We start from the raw sequence: 20,053 nt of genomic DNA on the forward strand, positions 1-20,053 counted from the left end.
CTGGCAAAGACAGCGCCCCGTCCAATCTCCCCCCTTGTGGGGGAGATGCCCGGCAGGGCAGAGGGGGGTATTCCGCGGATCGCGCCCCCTTGACGCATTCAACGAGGGCGCAGCATGACCACCTCCCCCCGCTCCCTCGACCGACTGATCCGCCCCCGCTCCATCGCTGTCTTCGGCGGCAAGGAAGCGCGGCGCGTCATCGAACAATGCGACAAGATGGGCTTTGCCGGCGAAATCTGGCCGGTCCATCCGCGTGAAGACGAAGTCCTCGGCCGCCGCTGTTACCGCTCGGTGGCCGATCTGCCGGATGCGCCGGATGCCTCGTTCGTCGGCGTCAACCGGGCGCTGACGATCGAGATCATCCGGGATCTGGCGACACGCGGCGCCGGCGGCGCCGTCTGCTACGCGTCGGGCTTCCGTGAGGCGGCGAGCGAGCTTGCCGACGGCAACGACCTGCAGGAGGCGCTGGTTGCCGCTGCCGGCGACATGCCGATCGTCGGACCCAATTGTTACGGTTTCATCAACATGCTCGACGGCGCCCTGCTCTGGCCGGACCAGCACGGCATGCTTCGCATCGATCACGGCGTGGCGATCCTCACCCAATCCTCCAACATTGCCTGCAACATCTCCATGCAGGCACGCGGGCTGCCGCTGGCCTATGTCATGACCGCCGGCAACCAGGCCCAGACCGGCCTCTCGGACATCGCCTGCGCCGTGCTCGAAGACCCGCGCGTCACCGCCGTCGGCCTCCATGTCGAAGGCTTCGACAGTATCGAGGCGCTCGAGCGGCTGGCGACCCGCGCCCGCGAACTGCGCAAGCCCGTCGTGACGCTGAAGGTCGGCAAGTCCGAGGCCGCGCAGCTTGCGACCGTCTCCCACACGGCCTCGCTCGCCGGCAATGACCGTGTCTCATCGGCGCTGCTGGCCCGCCTCGGCATTGGCCGGGTCGACACCCTGCCCGAGCTCCTTGAAACGCTGAAGCTCCTGCATCTTCACGGGCCCCTTCCCAGCGCCGACATCTCCTCGATGAGTTGCTCCGGCGGCGAAGCGTCGCTGATGGCGGATGCCGGCGTCCGCCGCAAAATCAATTTTCGGCCCCTTCGCGAGGAACAGCGCCGGCCGCTCAAGGAAAGCCTGGGCGAGATGGTGACGATCGCCAATCCGCTCGACTATCACACTTTCGTCTGGGGCAATCGCGAGAAACAGACGGCCGCCTTCACCGCGATGATGAAGGGCGACTACGCATTGAACCTGATCGTGCTCGATTTTCCGCGTCTCGACCGTTGCGACGCCGCCGACTGGGTGACGACCTGCGAGGCCGTCATCGCCTCGGCGAATGCGACCGGTGCCGTCGCGGGCATCGTCGCAAGCCTCGGCGAGAACATGCCGGAAGCGACCGCGCTGTCACTGATGGCGGCGGGCGTCGTTCCCTTCTTCGGCATCGACGAAGCGCTCGCCGCAGCCGAAACTGCGGCCGAGATCGGCGCCGCCTGGGCACGGACCGTCCCACCGCCCCTCCTCAAGGTGCGCGCCGAAGCGGGCGACGCCGTCACGCTGACCGAGGCCGAAGCAAAGGCGGAGCTCCTCGAATCCGGCGTCGAAGTGCCTCGGGGCAGGACGGCCGCCACGCCCGAGGAAGCCGCCACCGCCGCCGACGCGCTCGGCTTCCCTGTGGTGCTCAAAGGTCTCGGTGTTGCCCACAAGACCGAAGCCGGTGCGGTCAAGCTGAACCTCGCGAGCCGCGACGAGGTTTACGACGCGGCAACAGCGATGGCCGCCGTCGCTTCGGGTTATCTTGTGGAAAAGATGGTCGCCAAGCCCGTGGCGGAGCTCATCATCGGGGCAATGCGCGACCCCGTTGCCGGCCCGGTACTCACCATCGGCGCGGGCGGAATCCTCGTGGAGTTGCTCGATGATTCCGCGATCCTGACGCTTCCGACCACCGAAAGGGCGATTTCGGAGGCGATCGACGGCCTTAAAGTCAGAAAGCTGCTGGACGGCTATCGCGGGGGCCCGAAGGGAGATATCGCGGCGCTGACCAGAACTGTCGCCGCAGCGGCATCCTATGTCGTTTCAAACGCTTCAAAGCTCGACGAACTCGATATCAATCCTGTTATGGTATTAGCGGAAGGCCAAGGGGCCATCGCCGCTGACGCTCTGATCCGCCGGAGGAAATGACGCCTATGACCGGACCGATCCTTACCCGCCGCGAAGGCGGCATTCTCGAAGTCACGATCGATCGGCCGAAAGCCAATGCCATCGATCTGAAGACGAGCCGGATCATGGGCGAAATCTTCCGCGAATTTCGCGACGAACCCACCTTGCGCGTGGCGATCATCACCGGCGCGGGCGAAAAATTCTTCTGCCCCGGCTGGGATCTCAAGGCCGCCGCCGAAGGTGACGCTGTCGACGGCGATTATGGCGTCGGCGGTTTCGGCGGCATTCAGGAACTGCGCGACCTCAACAAGCCGATCATCGCGGCCGTCAACGGCATCTGTTGCGGTGGTGGGCTGGAAATCGCGCTTTCGACCGACATCATCCTTGCCGCCGAACACGCGACCTTCGCGCTTCCGGAAATCCGTTCCGGCACGGTCGCCGATGCCGCTTCGATCAAATTGCCGAAGCGCATTCCCTACCATATCGCCATGGACATGCTGCTGACCGGACGCTGGCTCGATGCGAGCGAGGCGAACCGCTGGGGCTTCGTCAACGAGATCCTGCCAGCCGCCCGGCTGATCGAACGCGCCTGGGAACTCGCCCGCCTGCTCGAAAGCGGTCCGCCGCTCGTCTACGCCGCGATCAAGGAAGTCGTGCGCGAGGCGGAAGGCCGCGATTTCCAGACGACGATGAACAAGATCACCCGCAGGCAGTTCAAGACGGTCGACATCCTCTATTCGAGCGAAGACCAGCTCGAAGGAGCACGCGCCTTCGCCGAGAAGCGCGATCCCGTCTGGAAGGGGCGCTGAGACACGGTCGCCATTGGCCGCGGAACGAAGTTTTCGGCCGGCGAAAACCGGCGTTCAACGTGGCGCGCCGCGAGCATTGACGCACGCGGAATGCATTGTCGTTCCATGAGGCGAACTTATGGAAAAGATTTATAATTTAGGACGTTACAAGCCTGCTCCGAACGATTAGCCTTATGGATCGGAACAGCTGTATCGCCGTCAAAGATCGCGGAGGAAGGAGAAAGCGGACGACATCTCGAGGCCAATTCATACGATGGTGATACGCAACAGTCTCTACCAATCACAACGAACGGCGAATGCCGACTGAAAGAAGGGAACAGGGGAATGAGCGATTACAAGGATTATCTGACACGACAGGTCATGCTCGGCAAAATGAACCGGCGTGAGTTTCTCGGACGCACAGCCGCTTTCGGCATTGCCGCCTCGACCGCCGGCACGCTTTTCGCCACCAGTGCCGCGGCGCAGGAGCCGAAACGCGGCGGTCATCTGAAGCTCGGCCTCGAAGGCGCTGCTGCAACCGACTCGAAGGATCCGGCTAAGGCCCTTTCGCAATTCATGTTCGTCGTCGGCCGTAACTGGGGCGACATGCTTGTCGAAAGCCATCCGACCACCGGTGCGCCGGTTCCGGCACTTGCCGAGTCCTGGGAGCCTTCTGCTGATGCGGCAACCTGGACCTTTACGATCCGCAAGGGCGTCAAATTCCATGATGGCAAGGAACTGACAGTCGACGACGTCATCAAGACCCTGCAGCGTCATACCGATGACAAGTCGGAATCGGGCGCGCTCGGTGTGATGAAATCGATCAAGGAAATCAAGGCGGATGGCGACAAGCTTGTCCTGACGCTGACGGAAGGCAATGCCGACCTGCCGCTGCTTTTGACGGACTACCACCTCATCATCCAGCCGAATGGCGGCCTCGACAATCCGGACGCGATGATCGGTACCGGCCCGTACAAGGTGGCCAGCTTCGAACCGGGCGTGCGCGCCACCTTCGAAAAGAATGCCGACGACTGGCGGACGGATCGCGGCTATGTGGATACGATCGAACTGATCGCCATGAACGACGCGACGGCACGCATCGCCGCCCTTTCCTCCGGCCAGGTGCATTACATCAACCGCGTCGATCCGAAGACGGTGAACCTCTTGAAGCGGGCACCGACCGTCGAGATCCTCAACACGTCCGGCCGCGGTCATTACGTCTTCATCATGCATTGCAACACCGCGCCGTTCGACAACAACGATCTGCGGATGGCGTTGAAACTGGCGATGGATCGCGAGACCTTGGTCCAGCGCATCCTCGGCGGCTACGGCAAGGTCGGCAACGACTTCCCGATCAACGATACTTACGCGCTCTTCCCGGAAGGCATCGAGCAGCGCGCCTATGACCCGGACAAGGCCGCCTTCCACTATAAGAAGTCGGGGCATAGCGGTCCGGTGCTGCTGCGCACCTCCGACGTCGCCTTCCCCGGCGCCGTCGATGCGGCCGTTCTCTATCAGGAGAGCGCCAAGAAGGCCGGCATCGAGATCGAGGTCAAACGCGAGCCGGGAGACGGCTATTGGACCAACGTCTGGAACGTGCAGCCGTTCTCGACCTCCTATTGGGGCGGCCGTCCGACGCAGGACCAGATGTATTCGACCGCCTATCTCTCGAACGCCGACTGGAACGACACCCGCTTTCAGCGTGAAGACTTCGACAAGATCCTGCTCGAGGCCCGCTCCGAACTGGATGAAGCCAAGCGCAAGGACATGTACCGCACCATGGCGATGATGGTGCGCGACGAGGGCGGCCTGATCCTGCCGATGTTCAACGACTTCGTGAACGCCGCCGGCAAGCAGGTGAAGGGCTACGTCCACGACATCGGCAACGACATGTCGAATGGCTATGTCGCAACCCGAGTATGGCTGGACGCCTGATGATGGAGAGCGGACCAATGACTGGTCCGGTTCTGACGGATGCGACCGCGGGTGAACAGCCGCGGTCTGCCGACCTTTCCGGAATGCCAGCAAAACCCAACCCCACCGCCGCCACTGGCGAGATCGGTGGCACCTTCTGGCGGCGTTTCGTCTTTCGTCGTCCTCTCGCGGCGCTGGTCCTTCAGCGCCTCGGCCTGAGCGTTGGATTGCTTTTCGCCGTGTCGCTGATGATCTTCGGCGGCATCGAAGCCCTGCCCGGCGATTTCGCCACTACCTATCTCGGCCAATCGGCAACGCCGCAGGCGGTCGAAAACATTCGCAAGGACCTCGGCCTCGATCGGCCCTGGAGCGAACGCTACTTGAGTTGGCTCGGCGGCGCCGTCAAGGGTGATTTCGGCACCTCGTGGGCGAGCAAGAATTCGGTCAGCGAACAGATCGGCAATAGGCTCGGCAATTCGTTGTTCCTCGCCTTCTTCGCCGCGCTCATCTCCGTGCCGCTCGCCGTCGGACTCGGCATGCTGGCGGTGCAGTTCCGCAACCGAATGCCCGACAAGATCATCAACGTGATATCGCTCGCGGCAATCTCGCTGCCGGAATTCTTCATCGGCTATCTGCTGATCATGTTCTTCGCGGTTAAATGGGGCGTGGCGACCTTCCCGGCGACCGTCTACGACAGCATGAGCTTCACCGAACGACTTTCGGCGATCGCGCTTCCCGTCGCGACCCTCGTCCTCGTCGTTCTCGCTCACATGATGCGCATGACGCGGGCGGCGATCCTCAACGTCATGTCCTCGGCCTATGTCGAGACCGCGGAGCTGAAGGGTCTCGGCATGTTCCGCATCATCGCCCGCCACGCCGCACCGAACGCCGTGGCCCCGGTCATCAACGTCATCGCGCTGAATCTGGCCTATCTCGTCGTCGGCGTCGTCGTCGTCGAAGTGGTCTTCGTCTATCCGGGCATGGGGCAATACATGGTGGACGCGGTGACCGTGCGCGACATGCCGGTCGTTCAGGCCTGCGGCCTGATCTTTGCGGCCTTCTACATATTCCTCAACATGGCCGCGGATATTCTCGCCATTCTCGCCAACCCGAGACTGAGGCATCCGCGATGAACCTGAGATCTATCCCATTGAGCGCCTGGATCGGCATCGCGGGCATCGCGATCACCATCCTCTGTGCGATCTTCGCGCCCGTTATCGCGCCCTATGGCGAGCGCGACGTCGTCGGCGACATCTGGCTGCCGGCTGGCGGCGATTTCCTGCTCGGCACCGACAATCTCGGGCGCGACCTGTTCTCGCGCCTGATCTATGGCGCCCGCACCACAATCTTCGTGGCGCTGGCGGCGACCGTACTGTCCTTCTCGCTCGGCATGATCCTGAGCTTTGCCGCCGCGGTCATGGGCGGCTTCGTCGACCAGGCCTTCTCGCGCTTCAACGATCTGATGATGGCGATCCCGACACTGATCTTCGCACTCGTCGTTCTCGCGGTGTTGCCGCAGCATCTCTGGATCCTGATCCTGGTAATGGCGGTGCTCGACTCCACCCGCGTCTTCCGCATCGGTCGCGCCGTCGCACTCGACGTTGCCGTGATGGAATTCGTCGAGGCGGCGCGGTTGCGCGGCGAGGGCAGTCTCTGGATCATCTTCCGCGAGATCCTGCCGAACACGCTTTCGCCACTGCTTGCCGAATTCGGCCTGCGCTTCGCCTTCTCGATCCTGTTTCTCTCCACCCTCTCCTTCCTCGGCCTCGGCATCCAGCCGCCGGCCGCCGACTGGGGCGGCATGGTGAAGGACAACAAGGACGGTATCATCTTCGGCATCTCGGCCGCGCTCATACCGGGTGCGGCGATCGCGACGCTCGCCATCTGCGTCAATCTTGTCGTCGATTGGCTGATGAAGCGGACCTCGAGCCTTAAAGGAGGGCGCGGCGATGCCTGAGCTTCTTTCCGTCAAGAACCTGAAAATCGAGGCGACCAGCTATCCGCCCGGCGAGCCGCCCAAGGTCGTGACCCTGGTCGAGGGCGTCTCCTTCGACGTACAAAAGGGCAAGGTGCTCGGCCTCATCGGCGAGTCCGGCGCCGGCAAGTCGACGATCGGCCTCTCGGCGCTTGCCTACGGCCGCGGTGGCGCCAGGATCACCGGCGGCGAAGTGCTGCTCAACGGCAAGGATATCCTGAGGCTCGACCGCAGCGGCATCAACACGGTCCGCGGCGCCCATGTCTGCTATGTCGCGCAGTCCGCGGCCGCCGCGTTCAATCCCGCTCACAAGCTCGGCGACCAGGTGATCGAGGCCTCGCTCCGTCACGGGCTCATGTCGCGCGAGGAGGCAAAGAAACGCGCGCTCTATCTCTTCCGGGTGCTCGGCCTTCCCAGTCCGGAAACCTTCGGTGACCGCTATCCTCACCAGGTTTCGGGCGGCCAGTTGCAGCGCGCCATGACCGCGATGGCGCTCTGCCCGAACCCCGAACTGATCGTCTTCGACGAACCGACCACGGCGCTTGACGTCACCACTCAGATCGACGTGCTCGCGGCGATCAAGAACGCGATCGAGGAGACGCATACGGCGGCGCTCTATATTACCCACGACCTCGCCGTCGTCGCGCAGATCTCGGACGACATCATGGTGCTGCGTCATGGCAAGACCGTTGAATACGGCACGACCAAGCAGGTGATCGAGGCGCCGAAGGAAGACTATACCCGAGCCCTCGTCAGCGTCCGCCAAGCTAAACGCGACGAGGCGACGGACCAGTCGGGCACGCTTCTCAAGATCGAGCATGTCCATGCCGGCTATGCCAATGGCTTCAAGGTGCTGCACGACGTATCGATGCATCTGCCGAAGGGCCAGACGCTGGCGATCGTCGGAGAATCCGGCTCCGGCAAATCGACGCTCGCCCGCGTCATCACCGGGCTTTTGCCGCCGAGCGAGGGCCGCATCACCTTCGACGGCAAGGAGCTGCCCAAGGCGCTCAAAGGCCGGACCAATGACGAGCTGCGCCGCATCCAGATGATCTACCAGATGGCGGATACGGCGATGAATCCGCGACAAACGGTGCGCGACATCATCGGCCGGCCGCTTTCCTTCTACTTCAGCATGCACGGCGCCAAGAAGACCGAGCGGGTGAAAGAACTGCTCGACCAGATCGAAATGGGACCCCGTTTCCTCGATCGTTATCCGGCAGAGCTTTCCGGCGGGCAGAAGCAGCGCGTCGCCATCGCCCGGGCGCTCGCCGCCAAGCCCGAACTCATCCTCTGCGACGAGCCGACCTCGGCGCTCGATCCGCTGGTGGCCGAGGGCATCCTGAATCTGCTTATGAGGCTTCAGGAGGAAACCGCTGTTTCCTATGTCTTTATCACCCATGACATCGCCATCGTCCGAGCCATCGCCGACAGCGTCGCGGTCATGCACCGCGGTCGCCTCGTGCGCTTCGGTCCGAAGTCGAAGGTGCTCTCGCCGCCCTTCGACGACTATACCGACCTGCTGTTGAAATCGGTACCGGAAATGGAAATCGGCTGGCTGGAGAAGGTGCTGAAGACCCGGCGCATGGAAAGCGCTGGAAACTGATCGCTTTCTCTCCCCGCGCGGGGAGAGAAAGCTGGCGAGACGCAATTCGGACAGAAACCGCGACAGCTTTCCTGGAACTGCGTTCGGTCGGCAGGCCGCTCGCGGCACCGCCCCTCAATATTCGCTCGGTACGGTCAACACCTCGGCGGCCGGTGTGTCGAGAAAGCTCCTGACCGTCGCCGGCAATTGCCGCGAGCCGAAGGCGAGCACACCGCAACGCTCGAGCATCTGGCGGATATCCGGCTCCTGCCCGACATGGCGCCAGATCATGCGCGATGCGTATGGCTGGTTTTCCTTGCGCCAGGAAACGCCCATGGTCGTACCCCGAAGGTAGGTACGCTGATGCACTTCGAACGGCATCAGGATCGTTTGCGAAAGCATTGGCTCCCGACCGACGCTTCGCTCGGTGATGAAGATGCGGTTTCGCCAGAAAGTGACGAGACCGACATATTTCGAGAACTGCTGGATTTCGTTGGCGGCATCGCGGATGCGTTCAATCGATTTCACGCGGATGGAGCCGCTGTCTTCGTATATCCGCGCGCAGGAGCAGACGACAAGGCCGGGCCACGACGGCGAAATGTGATAGGTTTGGTAATAGCCGATGTGCCGCCTGAGCGCCGAGATGTCGCCCGGAAAGCCTTCGAACAGCAGCCGCGCCTCCGAGCGGTCGCGCCCGGGGCGCGTCATGCGCGCTTCGAACAATTTCGGCGACAATGAGAAATCCTGCGCGGAAAGCCCGAAGAAGGCGGCGATCCGCGCGACATTGTGCGCCGACGGCCGTGCCTCGCCGCTGATGTAGCGATTGAACTGCTGGCGATTGATGCCAATCTCGCGGCAAATCTGCGAGATCGAGCGCCGGGTGGCGCAGGCGAACCGCAAATTGATGACGAATGTGTCGGCCAGCTCCACGTCTGTATTCCCAAACATTTGATGCTGGCAGCGTAAACTAGCGTAAACCAACGTCAAGTCGCGAAATTGCATGCTATCCGGCAGGCGCTAGGTTTTTCCTTGAACAAACACACAAAGGGGAACTCGAAAATGACCGAATTCACGAAGCGTCCCGACGGCCTTATCGTTCCGGCCGGCATCAACCGCCGCGGCTTCCTCGCGGGGACCGCAGCACTCGGCATCGCCGCCGGCCTCGGTAGCTTGCCGGGCAAAGCCCAGGCACAGGAGCCGAAACGCGGCGGCCATCTGAAGCTCGGCCTCAAGGGAGGCGCGACAACCGATTCCCTCGATCCCGCCGCCTATACCGGCTCCGTCTCCTTCGTGATCGGCCATCTCTGGGGCGACAAGCTCGTCGAATCCGATCCGGTGACCGGCGCGCCCCTGCCCGCGATCGCTTCTTCCTGGGAGCCTTCCGCGGATGCTTCGGTGTGGACCTTCAAGATCCGCAACGACATCTCCTTCCATGACGGACGCAAGCTGACGGTGGCGGACGTCGTCGCGACGCTGAAGCGCCATTCCGACGAGGGTTCGAAATCGGGTGCCCTCGGCCTCATGCGCTCGATCAAGACGATCGAGGAAAAGGCCGGCGATCTCGTTCTGACGCTCTCGGAAGGCAATGCCGACCTGCCGCTGCTTCTCACCGATTACCACCTGATCATCCAGCCGGGCGGCGGCGTCGAAAATCCTGCCTCGCCGATCGGAACGGGTCCATACAAGCTCGTAAGCTACGAGGCCGGCATCCGCGCCACCTTTGAAAAGAACGCAGCCGACTGGCGCTCGGACCGCGGCTATGTCGACAGCGTCGAGATCATCGTCATGAACGACAACTCGGCGCGCATCGCGGCACTTTCCTCCGGCCAGGTGCACTTCATCAACAACGTGGATCCGAAAACCGTATCGCTTCTCAAACGTGCTCCGCGCGTGCAGATCCTCCAGACGCCAGGCAAAGGCTTCTACAGCTTCCTGATGCATTGCGACACGGCGCCCTTCGACAACAACGACCTCAGGATGGCGCTGAAATACGCGATCGATCGGCAGGCCATCCTTGATCGGGCCGTCGGCGGTTACGGCAAGCTCGGCAACGATTACCCGGTTAACGAGAACTACGCGCTCGCGCCGGAGGGAATCGAACAGCGCGTCTATGACCCGGACAAGGCCGCGTTCCATTACAAGAAATCCGGTCATGACCGGCCGATCCTGCTGCGCACTTCCGACGCCGCCTTCCCGGGGGCCGTCGATGCGGCGGTTCTCTTCCAGGAAAGCGCCAAGAAGGCCGGCATCGAGCTTGAAGTCCGGCGTGAACCGGAGGACGGCTACTGGACCAATGTCTGGAACGTCCAGCCCTTCTGCGCCTCCTACTGGGGCGGCCGCCCGACGCAGGATTCCCGTTACTCGACCTCGTATCTCTCCAGCGCCGAGTGGAACGACACGCGCTTCAAGCGGAAGGATTTCGACACACTCCTGCTCCAGGCAAGGTCCGAGCTTGACGACGCCAAGCGCAAGGAACTCTATCATACGATGGCGATTATGGTGCGCGACGAAGGCGGCCTGATCCTGCCCGTCTTCAACGACTACGTGAACGCCGCCTCCGCCTCGCTGAAGGGCTTCGTGCACGATATCGGCAACGACCTTTCGAACGGCTATGTCGGAAGCCGTGTCTGGTTCGAAAGCTAAAGCATTTTGCAGTCAGGTGGAATCACCTGACGTCGCACAAATGCAGCAATTCAAAGTGCTACAGCGAGCTTTGCGCGTCCGATTGGACGCGCGGCGCTGCAAAGCGGGATGAAGACAAAGATGCGGCGGTTTTCCGCCCGCATCCCGCATCTCAATAGTCAGGCATGGAAGGTAGACAAGGTGGCCGATCGCAATTTCACCGTCATCGAGAACGAATGGATCACGCTCAAGGACGGGACGCGGCTTGCCGCGCGCATCTGGATGCCCGAAGGCACGGAGCAGAACCCGGTGCCGGCCGTGCTCGAATATCTGCCCTATCGCAAGCGCGACGGCACCTGTGCACGCGACGAATCCACCTATCCGGTCTTCGCGGCTGCCGGCATCGCCGGCGTGCGCGTCGACATCCGAGGCTCAGGCGAATCGGAAGGCGTGATCGACGGCGAATATACGCCGCGCGAACTTTCCGATGGGTGCGAGATCATCGAATGGATCGCGTCGCAGCCTTGGTCCAACGGCAAGGTCGGCATGATGGGCATTTCCTGGGGTGGCTTCAACTGCCTGCAGGTGGCCGCCCTCAAGCCGCCGGCACTGAAGGCGGTCATCTCGATCGCGTCAACCGTCGATCGCTACAATGACGACATCCATTACAAGAACGGCTGCCATCTCTCGGCGCAGCTCTCCTGGGCGGCGACCATGCTCGCCTATCAATCGCGTTCTCCGGATCCGGCGCTCGTCGGTGAACAATGGAAGGAGATGTGGCTGGAGCGGCTGGAGAATGAGGCCTTCTTCATGGAGGAGTGGCTCGAACACCAGCGCCGCGACGATTTCTGGCGCCACGGCTCGATCTCGGAGAATTTCGACGGATTCCCGATCCCCGCCCTGGTGATCGCCGGTTGGGCGGACGGCTATCGCAATACCCCGATCAAGGCTGTCGAGGGCCTCGGCGGCAAGGCAAGGGCGCTAATCGGTCCCTGGGTTCATAAATACCCGCATTTCGCCTGGCCGAAGCCGCGTGCCGATTTCCACAGCGAGGCGATCCGCTGGTGGAACCGCTGGCTGAGGGACGAGAAAAACGACGCAGAACAGCTGCCGCAAATGCGCGCCTACATCCTCGATGGTCCGAGCCCTGCGCTCAGACGAAACGAGGATCCGGGGCGATGGATCGCCAAGGACGTCTGGACCTCGCCGGAAATGCGCAACTTTGCGATCGCGGGCGACGGCAGTCTGACCGCCGGAGCTTCTTCGGCGAAGGGCGTCGGCGACGTCTACCTCCGCTCACCGCTCGATACCGGCACGGCCGCCGGCGAATATTTTACGCTAAAGCCGGATGCCGAAATGGCAGGCGACCAGCGCATCGATGACGCCGGGTCCCTCACCTTCGAAACGCACCCGCTTCTCGAAGCGCAGGATTATCTCGGACAGCCGGTCCTCAGTCTCGATGTAGCCTGTGGCGCCGACACCGCTAACCTCGTCGCACGCCTCGTCGATATCCACCCCGACGGCACGGCAACGCGCGTCGCCTTCGGCGTTCTCAATCTCGCCCATCGCAACGGCAATGCGAGACCGATACCGATGGAGAAGAACCACAAGGCGCGCGTGACGCTGGTGCTCGACGCCTGCGGCTATCGTTTCCGCGCCGGTCACCGCATCCGCCTGTCGCTCTCGACGTCCTACTGGCCGATGATCCTGCCGCCGCCGACCGATCCGGGCCTGACGATCGACACCGCCACCCTTTCGCTGTCGCTGCCACTCCTTGGCGACCATCGCGAAATCGTCGTGCCGCAGCCGGCAAACCCGAACCCGCTGCCGCACTACGTCGAGCATTCGCCTGGGAAAACGCGCCGCACCGTCGAACGCGACATGACGAAGGGATTGACTCACTATCGGATCTACGAGGACACCGGGCTTTCCGAACATCCGGACACCGGCTATGCCACCCAGGATATCCGCGACGAGACCTGGTCCATCGCGCCCGGCGACCCGCATTCGATGACGGGCCGATCCACCTGGACCTGCGTCGCGCGCCGCGACGACTGGTCGGTCAGGACGGTTTCGACGTCACGTTTGGCCTGTACGCAGACCGAGTGGATCACGTCGGCAAAAGTCGAGGCTTTCGAGGGCGAACAGAAAATTTTCGAGAAGAGCTTCGAAAAGCGCATCAAGCGGGACTTCATGTAGGCGGCGGTTTTCCGAGTGGGTCAACAGCCGCTCATCCGGCCTGCCGATACGGCTATCGCCTCCCCGCGGGGAGAGGGTTAGGGTGAGAGGCAAGCTCAGAGCTTAATGCCCGCAACACCTCGACCGCTCGCTCCGCGTCGGCCGCCGGAACAAAGACGTGGTCGTGGTAATAGGCCGCGACGACATTGGCGCTGATGCCCGCAAGCGTCAGCGCCCCGGAAACCGCGGCCGTCAGCCCCACGGCTTCCAGCGCGGAATGCACGTTGAGCGTGATAAGACGCAGAACCGGGCCGTAGGAGAGCCCGGCCGCGTCCGCCCGCGATCGTTCGAGAATGAGCGTCAGGCCCTCGACCTCGCGGAAGGTGCCGATCGGCTCCAGCGCAAGCCAGGACGGCGCGTCGCCTTGAACCGCACAGTAGACATATTCGCCTTCCCGCAGGATCGGGTTCATCTCCGCCAACAGGCGGGCTAGATCGGTCTCTCCGCTCACGGCTTAGCCCTCACCTTGTCCCGAGCAGCCGCGCCACGCCATGGACAAGGTGGCGAAAGCCCTCTTCCGCGCCCGGGCTCATGTGCCGGGCTCTCAGCCATGCATGGATCATCTGCGGTTCTTCCCGGTAAGTAACGTCGACGCCAGTCTGCGCGAGCCGCGCCGCGTAGTTCCGCGCGTCATCCCGCAGGGGATCGAAGTTCGCCGCCGTGATATAGGCCGGCGGCAACGCGGAAAGATCGCTCGCCTTCAGCGGACGGGCGAAAGGATTGTCCGCCGGCGCCTTCAGGACCTCGCGGTAATAGGCGACGTCCGCCGTCGCAAGGCCGGGCGCCTCCGCCATCTCGACATAGGAACCGCTGACGAGATCGCCGCCAAGAGCCGGATAGATCAGCACCTGACCGACGATACCCGAAAGCCCCTCGGCCCTCGCTTTGAGCACGACCCCGGCCGCGAGATTGCCGCCGGCGCTGTCGCCGGCGACAACCAGCGGGCGGCCGCCAGCAAGCAGGCTTCTCAGCACGTCGTAGCAGTCATCGAACGCCGCCGGCCAGACATGTTCGGGCGCAAGCCGATAGTCGACCGAGACGAGTTCCGCCCGCGCCCCGTGCGCAAGCTCGGCGCAGATCGCATCATGGCTGTCGAGCGAGCCAACGACGAAACCGCCGCCATGGATGTAGAAGATCCGCGTCTCGGTGGCGACCTCCGCCGGACGATAGCGCCGCACCGGGATGCGCCCGGCCAAACGCTCGTCCTGCCGTGTCAGTCCCGCCGGAGAGGGTGCGTCGAACTCGGCGCAAAGCGCGTCGTACCACTGGCGCTGTTGCTCGATTGATGCGTTGACAGCATCGGCGGGATAGAACGCTTCGCAGCGTTCATGAAAGGCGAGAATGCCACGCTCGGTCGGCATTGGTCGCGGTATTTTCGAATCCATCCTGCCCTCCCGACTGCATGTTTCCTTGGATCGTTGCGGATCTAAGGAAAAAAACATGCAGCAATTCAAAGTGCTACAGCGACCCTTGCGTCTGAAAAGACGCACGGCGCTGTAGAAGAGAGCTTACCATCGGCGTTGTCCGACGCACGACAAAATGCGGCAGGGCACGGCGCAGCCGTTTCGCCTCGCTTGCCTTCGGGTCCCCGACCGGTGTTAAGTCCGATCATGGCATTCACACTCCGGCAGTTGCAGTACTTCATCGCCGTCGCCGAACAGGGCTCTGTTACCCGCGCGGCGCAAAATCTGTCGATCTCGCAGTCCTCGATCACCGAAGCAATCAAGGAACTTGAAACCGACCTCGGCGTCGAACTCTTCGATCGCCATCCGCGCGGCCTGTCGATCACCCATAACGGTCACCAGTTCCTTCGCCACGCGACGAAGATCCTCGCCGACGTCTCCGATGCGCGGCGCAGCTTTTCCGACAGCCGCGAGGAACTTGGAGGCAAGCTCAATCTCGGCGTTACCTCGCTCGTCGCCGGTTATGTGCTCTCTGACCTGCTGGCGCGCTACCGGCGTGCCTGCCCCGGGGTCGAAGTGAGCGCCATAGAGGACAATGGCTCCTATCTCGAGCATCTGCTGATCGGCGGCGAGCTCGACGTCGCGGTCATGGTCATCTCGAACCTGCGCGACCGCATGGCGCTGCAGGCGGAAATCCTTGAAACCTCGCCCTATCGCCTCTGGCTGCCGATCGGCCATCCGCTGGTCAGCGCCGACATCATCTCGGTCGACGACATCGCCAAGGAGCCGCTGATCATGCTGACGGTGGACGAAATCGAGGAGAATACCGGCAAGCTCCTGACGGCGCTCGGCGCCCGCCCGCACGTTGCCTTCCGCACCCGCTCCGTCGAGGCAGTCAGAAGCCTGGTCGCCACCGGCGCCGGCATTGCGCTGCTTCCGGATCTCGTCTACCGCCCCTGGTCGCTCGAAGGCGACCGGATCGAGAGCCGCGACGTCTCCGGCGCGCTGCCGGTCGTGCAGGTCGGCATGGTCTGGCGTAAGGGCTCAAGCCTGCCGCAATCGGCACGCGATTTCGTCGGCATCGCGGAAGCCCTGCGCAGCGCCCGCCCGCGCTGAAGCCGAAACACGCTCGTCCCGTCCACTCGTTATCGGAAAAACCGATAGCGACATTCTGTTTAATGAATTTGCGAATACGGAGAAATCAAGGCACGCTTCGATCCGGGAACAAAGCTGCGGAACGCGGCATAAATGGGGAGACTTCCGATGAAGCAGATCTTGAAATCCTGCACGGCGCTCACTCTTTCGCTGGGCCTCGTCGCCCCTGCGCTCGCGCAGGAGCCGCTGAAGGAATTGGGCAAGGGCGAAGGCGAACTGTCGATCGTCGCCTGGGCCGGCTATATCGAGCGCGGCGAAACCGACAAGAACTACGACTGGGTCACCGACTTCGAGAAAAAGACGGGCTGCAAGGTCAGCGTCAAGACCGCCGCCACCTCGGATGAAATGGTCGCCCTGATGAACGAAGGCGGCTTCGATCTCGTCACTGCTTCCGGCGACGCTTCCCTCCGCCTTGTGGCCGGCAAGCGCGTCCAGCCGATCAACACCGACCTCATCCCGAGCTGGAAGACGATCGACGAGCGCATGCAGAATGCGCCATGGCACACGGTCAACGGCGTCCACTACGGCACCCCCTATGTCTGGGGTCCGAACGTGCTGATGTACAACAAGGAAGCCTTCAAGGGTGAAGCGCCGAAGAGCTGGAACGTCGTTTTCGAGGAAATGACCCTGCCCGACGGCAAGTCCAACAAGGGCCGTGTCCAGGCCTATGATGGCCCGATCCATGTTGCCGACGCCGCCAATTACCTGATGGCACACAAGCCCGAACTCGGCATCAAGGATCCTTACGAGCTCAACGAAGATCAGTACAAAGCCGCGCTTGATCTGCTTCGCACTCAACGCACCCTCGTCGGCCGCTACTGGCACGACGCGATGATCCAGATCGACGACTTCAAGAACGAAGGCGTCGTTGCTTCCGGCTCCTGGCCGTTCCAGGTCAACCTGATGGAAGCCGAGAAGCTTCCGATCGCCTCGGTCATCCCGGAAGAAGGGGTAACGGGCTGGGCCGATACGACCATGCTGCACGCCGACAGCGAGCATCCGAACTGCGCCTACATGTGGATGGAACACACGCTGTCGCCGAAGGTGCAAGGCGACGTTTCCGCCTGGTTCGGCGCGAACCCGTCGGTCGGTGCCGCCTGCAAAGGCAATGATCTCCTGACCGACGCCGGCTGCAAGACCAACGGCTACGAGGACTTCGAAAAGGTCAAGTTCTGGAAGACGCCGGTGACGAAGTGCGAAAGCCAGGGCGAATGCGTGCCCTATCATCGCTGGGTCTCCGACTATATCGGCGTGATCGGCGGGCGGTAAGCCAGCCGCAACTGCATCGCAAGCATCGCCCCTCACCCTAGCCCTCTCCCCGCTCGCGGGGAGAGGGAACGCCTTCGGCAAAGCCGCCGCGTGATCTTGACGCGAGGCGCCGGCCGCGGTCCCCTTCTCCCCGCTCGCGGGGAGAAGGTCGCGGCAGCGGGATGAGGGGCCGGAATACTGGAGTATCCCCTATGACCACCGCCGTCCTCTTCGACAATGTTTCCCGCTACTTCGGCGCGGTCCGCGCCGTCGACCGCGTGAACCTCGACATCGTCGAGGGCGAATTCTTCGCCATGCTCGGACCTTCTGGCTCCGGCAAGACCACATGCCTCAGATTGATGGCCGGCTTCGAGCAGCCGACCGGCGGCCATATCGAAATTTTCGGCGAGACGGCCGAGGGTGTCCCGCCCTACCGGCGCAGCGTCAACACCGTGTTCCAGGATTATGCGCTCTTCCCGCATCTCTCGATCCTCGACAATGTCGCCTATGGCCTGATGGTCAAGGGCATTGGCCGCGAGGAGCGGCGCAGGGCCGCCGAGGACGCGCTCGCCATGGTAAAGCTGCCGGGCTACGGCACGCGCCGGCCCGGGCAGCTTTCCGGCGGCCAGCGCCAGCGCGTGGCGCTCGCCCGTGCGCTCGTCAACAAGCCCAAGGTGCTGCTCCTCGACGAGCCGCTCGGCGCGCTCGATCTGAAGCTCCGCGAACAGATGCAGGAAGAACTGAAGAGCCTGCAGAAATCCCTCGGCATCACCTTCGTCTTCGTCACGCACGACCAGGGCGAGGCGCTGTCGATGGCCGACCGCATCGCCGTCTTCAACGAGGGGCGGATCCAGCAGCTCGGCAGGCCGGAAGAAGTCTACAACCAGCCGAAGACCCGCTTCGTCGCCGATTTCGTCGGCTCGTCCAACGTCCTCTCGACCAAGCTCTGCCAGACGCTCGGGCTGAAGACGCCCTTCGCCAGCCTGCGGCCGGAAGCGATCGCCATCGCGCCCGCAAGCAATGGCGCTCTCAGCCTCGCCGGCACCATCGCTGGCCAGAGCTTCCTTGGCGCGACGAACCGCGTCGTCGTCGATGTCGATGGCGCGCGTATCGCTGTGGCATCCCCCGCCGCACACGTGGTCCCGGCCATCGGCAGCCCGGTCACGATCAGCTTCGCCGCGCGCGACCTTCACCCGATGGAGGACGCATGACCATCGTCGCCGAAAGCATCATCCTCCCGGAACGCCGCGGCGCGGCCGGCCGTCTCTCGGATTTCTTCTGGAGGCACCCGTATGCGCTCCTGGCGATGCTGCTCGGCCCGCCGCTCCTTTGGCTGGGTGTCGTCTATCTCGGCTCGCTCTTCGCGCTGTTGCTGCAGAGCTTTTTCTCGATCGACGATTTCTCCGGCCTTATCAATTACGAATTCACGCTTGCCACGTACAGGCAGCTTCTCAGCGAGACCAATCTCGACATCATCATCCGTACCGTCACGATGGCCGCGGTGGTGACGCTCGTCTCCGCCCTCATCGCGTTTCCGATCGCCTACTACGCAGCCCGCTATGCGCGCGGAAAATGGAAGGTGCTATTCTATCTCGGCGTCATGCTGCCGCTCTGGTCGAGCTATCTCGTCAAGATCTACGCGTGGAAGCTGATCCTCGCCAAGGAAGGCATCGTCACCTGGTTCTTCGAGAAACTGAACCTGCTCTGGCTGCTCGATGCATGGCTCTCGCTTCCGATCGTCGGCGGCAATTCGCTATCGGTCAGCTACACCGGCACGTTTATCGTCTTCGTCTATGTCTGGATGCCCTTCATGATCCTGCCGATCCAGGCGGCGCTCGAGCGGGTGCCGACGAATCTGATCGAAGCGTCGTCCGATCTCGGCGGCACGCCGGCCCAGACCTTCCGCCACGTGCTGTTTCCGCTGGCGCTGCCGGGCATCGTCGCCGGATCGATCTTCACCTTCTCGCTGACGCTCGGCGACTACATCATTCCGCAGATCATCGGCTCGTCGCGGCTCTTCATAGGCCAGGCGGTCTATGCCCAGCAGGGCACCGCCGGCAACATCCCGCTCGCCGCCGCCTTCACGGTCGTGCCGATCGTCATCATGGGCCTCTATCTCTGGATGGCCAAACGCATGGGGGCTTTCGATGCGCTCTGAGAAATCGAACCGCGCTCCCCTGGGCCTGAAGGTCGCGGCGGCAGCCGGCCTGGCCTTCATGCATGTGCCGATCCTCCTGATCTTCCTCTACGCTTTCACGACCGAGGAGAAGAGCTACCAGTTCCCGCCGCCGGGACTGACGGCGCAATGGTTTGTCGTCGCCTGGAACCGGCCCGACGTCTGGGCGGCGCTGATGCTCTCGGTGAAGGTCGCCTCGATCGCGACGGCCACGGCTCTGGTGCTCGGCACACTCTGTGCCGCCGCCGTCAGCCAGACGCGTTTCTTCGGCCGCGAGACGATCTCGCTGCTCGTCATCCTGCCGATCGCGCTTCCCGGCATCATCACCGGCATCGCGCTGCGCTCGGCGTTTTCGATGGCGGACATCCCCTTTTCCTTCTGGACCATCGTTCTCGGCCACGCGACCTTCTGCATCGTCGTCGTCTACAACAATGCCGTCGCCCGCTTCAGGCGGATCTCCGGCTCGCTGATCGAGGCCTCGATGGATCTTGGCGCCGACGGCTTCCAGACTTTCCGCTACGTGATCCTGCCGAACATCGGCACGGCGCTGCTCGCCGGCGGCATGCTCGCCTTCGCGCTTTCCTTCGACGAGGTGATCGTCACGACATTCACTGCCGGCCAGCAATCGACCCTGCCGATCTGGATGCTGGAGGAGTTGATCCGCCCGCGCCAGCGCCCGGTGACCAATGTCGTCGCCATGATCGTGGTCGTTGTCACCTTCCTGCCGATCCTCGGCGCCTACTACCTGACGCGCGACGGCGACCAGATCGCCGGCGCGGGCAAATGATATCG

At 63.1% G+C, this 20,053-nt stretch carries 16 protein-coding genes; 13 read left to right on the forward strand and 3 right to left on the reverse strand.

Going from position 1 to position 20,053, the window contains the following annotated elements:
• The first annotated feature begins 114 nt into the window (after positions 1–114).
• The 6 genes from QN224_RS16930 to QN224_RS16955 all read left to right on the forward strand — a co-directional run bounded on the left by QN224_RS16930 (position 115) and on the right by QN224_RS16955 (position 8,440).
• Complete coding sequence (locus tag QN224_RS16930) at positions 115–2,178, forward strand: acetate--CoA ligase family protein (RefSeq protein ID WP_283977637.1); 2,064 nt, start codon at positions 115–117, stop codon at positions 2,176–2,178.
• A gap of 5 nt (positions 2,179–2,183) precedes the next feature.
• On the forward strand, positions 2,184–2,966 hold the full coding sequence (locus tag QN224_RS16935; RefSeq protein ID WP_173509685.1) for a carnitinyl-CoA dehydratase: 783 nt from the start codon (positions 2,184–2,186) through the stop codon (positions 2,964–2,966).
• Positions 2,967–3,290: 324 nt separating this feature from the next.
• The gene (locus QN224_RS16940; RefSeq protein WP_283977638.1) at positions 3,291–4,880 is read left to right on the forward strand and encodes an ABC transporter substrate-binding protein; all 1,590 of its coding nucleotides are present in this window, start codon (positions 3,291–3,293) and stop codon (positions 4,878–4,880) included.
• Positions 4,865–5,992, forward strand: coding sequence for an ABC transporter permease (locus tag QN224_RS16945; protein ID WP_283977639.1), 1,128 nt, complete (start codon positions 4,865–4,867; stop codon positions 5,990–5,992). The genes QN224_RS16940 and QN224_RS16945 overlap by 16 nt, the downstream gene beginning before the upstream one ends.
• Positions 5,989–6,816 (forward strand): ABC transporter permease, encoded by an 828-nt coding sequence (locus QN224_RS16950; protein ID WP_283977640.1) that lies wholly within the window; start codon positions 5,989–5,991, stop codon positions 6,814–6,816. Before QN224_RS16945 ends, QN224_RS16950 begins: the two co-directional genes overlap by 4 nt.
• Complete coding sequence (locus QN224_RS16955) at positions 6,809–8,440, forward strand: ABC transporter ATP-binding protein (protein WP_283977641.1); 1,632 nt, start codon at positions 6,809–6,811, stop codon at positions 8,438–8,440. Before QN224_RS16950 ends, QN224_RS16955 begins: the two co-directional genes overlap by 8 nt.
• 114 nt (positions 8,441–8,554) lie before the next feature.
• On the opposite strand, the gene QN224_RS16960 is transcribed toward QN224_RS16955, so the two are convergent.
• A complete protein-coding gene (locus QN224_RS16960) occupies positions 8,555–9,349 on the reverse strand; it encodes a helix-turn-helix transcriptional regulator (protein WP_283977642.1) in 795 nt (264 codons plus the stop codon).
• Positions 9,350–9,478: 129 nt separating this feature from the next.
• Between QN224_RS16960 and QN224_RS16965 the strand changes: the two genes are divergently transcribed.
• Both QN224_RS16965 and QN224_RS16970 read left to right on the forward strand, forming a co-directional pair.
• Positions 9,479–11,062, forward strand: a complete 1,584-nt coding sequence (locus QN224_RS16965) for an ABC transporter substrate-binding protein (protein WP_283977643.1) — start codon at positions 9,479–9,481, stop codon at positions 11,060–11,062.
• Positions 11,063–11,242: 180 nt separating this feature from the next.
• Positions 11,243–13,240, forward strand: a complete 1,998-nt coding sequence (locus QN224_RS16970) for a CocE/NonD family hydrolase (protein WP_283977799.1) — start codon at positions 11,243–11,245, stop codon at positions 13,238–13,240.
• Positions 13,241–13,292: 52 nt separating this feature from the next.
• On the opposite strand, the gene QN224_RS16975 is transcribed toward QN224_RS16970, so the two are convergent.
• Both QN224_RS16975 and QN224_RS16980 read right to left on the reverse strand, forming a co-directional pair.
• The gene (locus tag QN224_RS16975; protein WP_283977644.1) at positions 13,293–13,730 is read right to left on the reverse strand and encodes an ACT domain-containing protein; all 438 of its coding nucleotides are present in this window, start codon (positions 13,728–13,730) and stop codon (positions 13,293–13,295) included.
• Between the two features lie 10 nt (positions 13,731–13,740).
• Positions 13,741–14,664: an alpha/beta hydrolase gene (locus tag QN224_RS16980; RefSeq protein WP_283977645.1), complete on the reverse strand. Its 924-nt coding sequence runs from the start codon at positions 14,662–14,664 to the stop codon at positions 13,741–13,743.
• Between the two features lie 225 nt (positions 14,665–14,889).
• Here QN224_RS16980 and QN224_RS16985 point away from each other — a divergent pair, with 225 nt between their 5' ends.
• The 5 genes from QN224_RS16985 to QN224_RS17005 all read left to right on the forward strand — a co-directional run bounded on the left by QN224_RS16985 (position 14,890) and on the right by QN224_RS17005 (position 20,048).
• Positions 14,890–15,798 (forward strand): LysR family transcriptional regulator, encoded by a 909-nt coding sequence (locus QN224_RS16985; protein WP_283977646.1) that lies wholly within the window; start codon positions 14,890–14,892, stop codon positions 15,796–15,798.
• Positions 15,799–15,945: 147 nt separating this feature from the next.
• Entirely contained in the window at positions 15,946–17,106 is a 1,161-nt protein-coding gene (locus tag QN224_RS16990) for an ABC transporter substrate-binding protein (protein WP_269282142.1), read from the forward strand.
• Positions 17,107–17,297: 191 nt separating this feature from the next.
• Entirely contained in the window at positions 17,298–18,296 is a 999-nt protein-coding gene (locus QN224_RS16995) for an ABC transporter ATP-binding protein (RefSeq protein WP_283977647.1), read from the forward strand.
• On the forward strand, positions 18,293–19,243 hold the full coding sequence (locus QN224_RS17000; protein WP_283977648.1) for an ABC transporter permease: 951 nt from the start codon (positions 18,293–18,295) through the stop codon (positions 19,241–19,243). The genes QN224_RS16995 and QN224_RS17000 overlap by 4 nt, the downstream gene beginning before the upstream one ends.
• On the forward strand, positions 19,233–20,048 hold the full coding sequence (locus QN224_RS17005; protein ID WP_283977649.1) for an ABC transporter permease: 816 nt from the start codon (positions 19,233–19,235) through the stop codon (positions 20,046–20,048). Before QN224_RS17000 ends, QN224_RS17005 begins: the two co-directional genes overlap by 11 nt.
• Positions 20,049–20,053: the final 5 nt, after the last annotated feature.

Origin of the sequence: Sinorhizobium sp. 7-81 (assembly GCF_030124405.1) — a bacterium.
In the GTDB taxonomy this organism is placed as follows: domain Bacteria; phylum Pseudomonadota; class Alphaproteobacteria; order Rhizobiales; family Rhizobiaceae; genus Sinorhizobium; species Sinorhizobium psoraleae.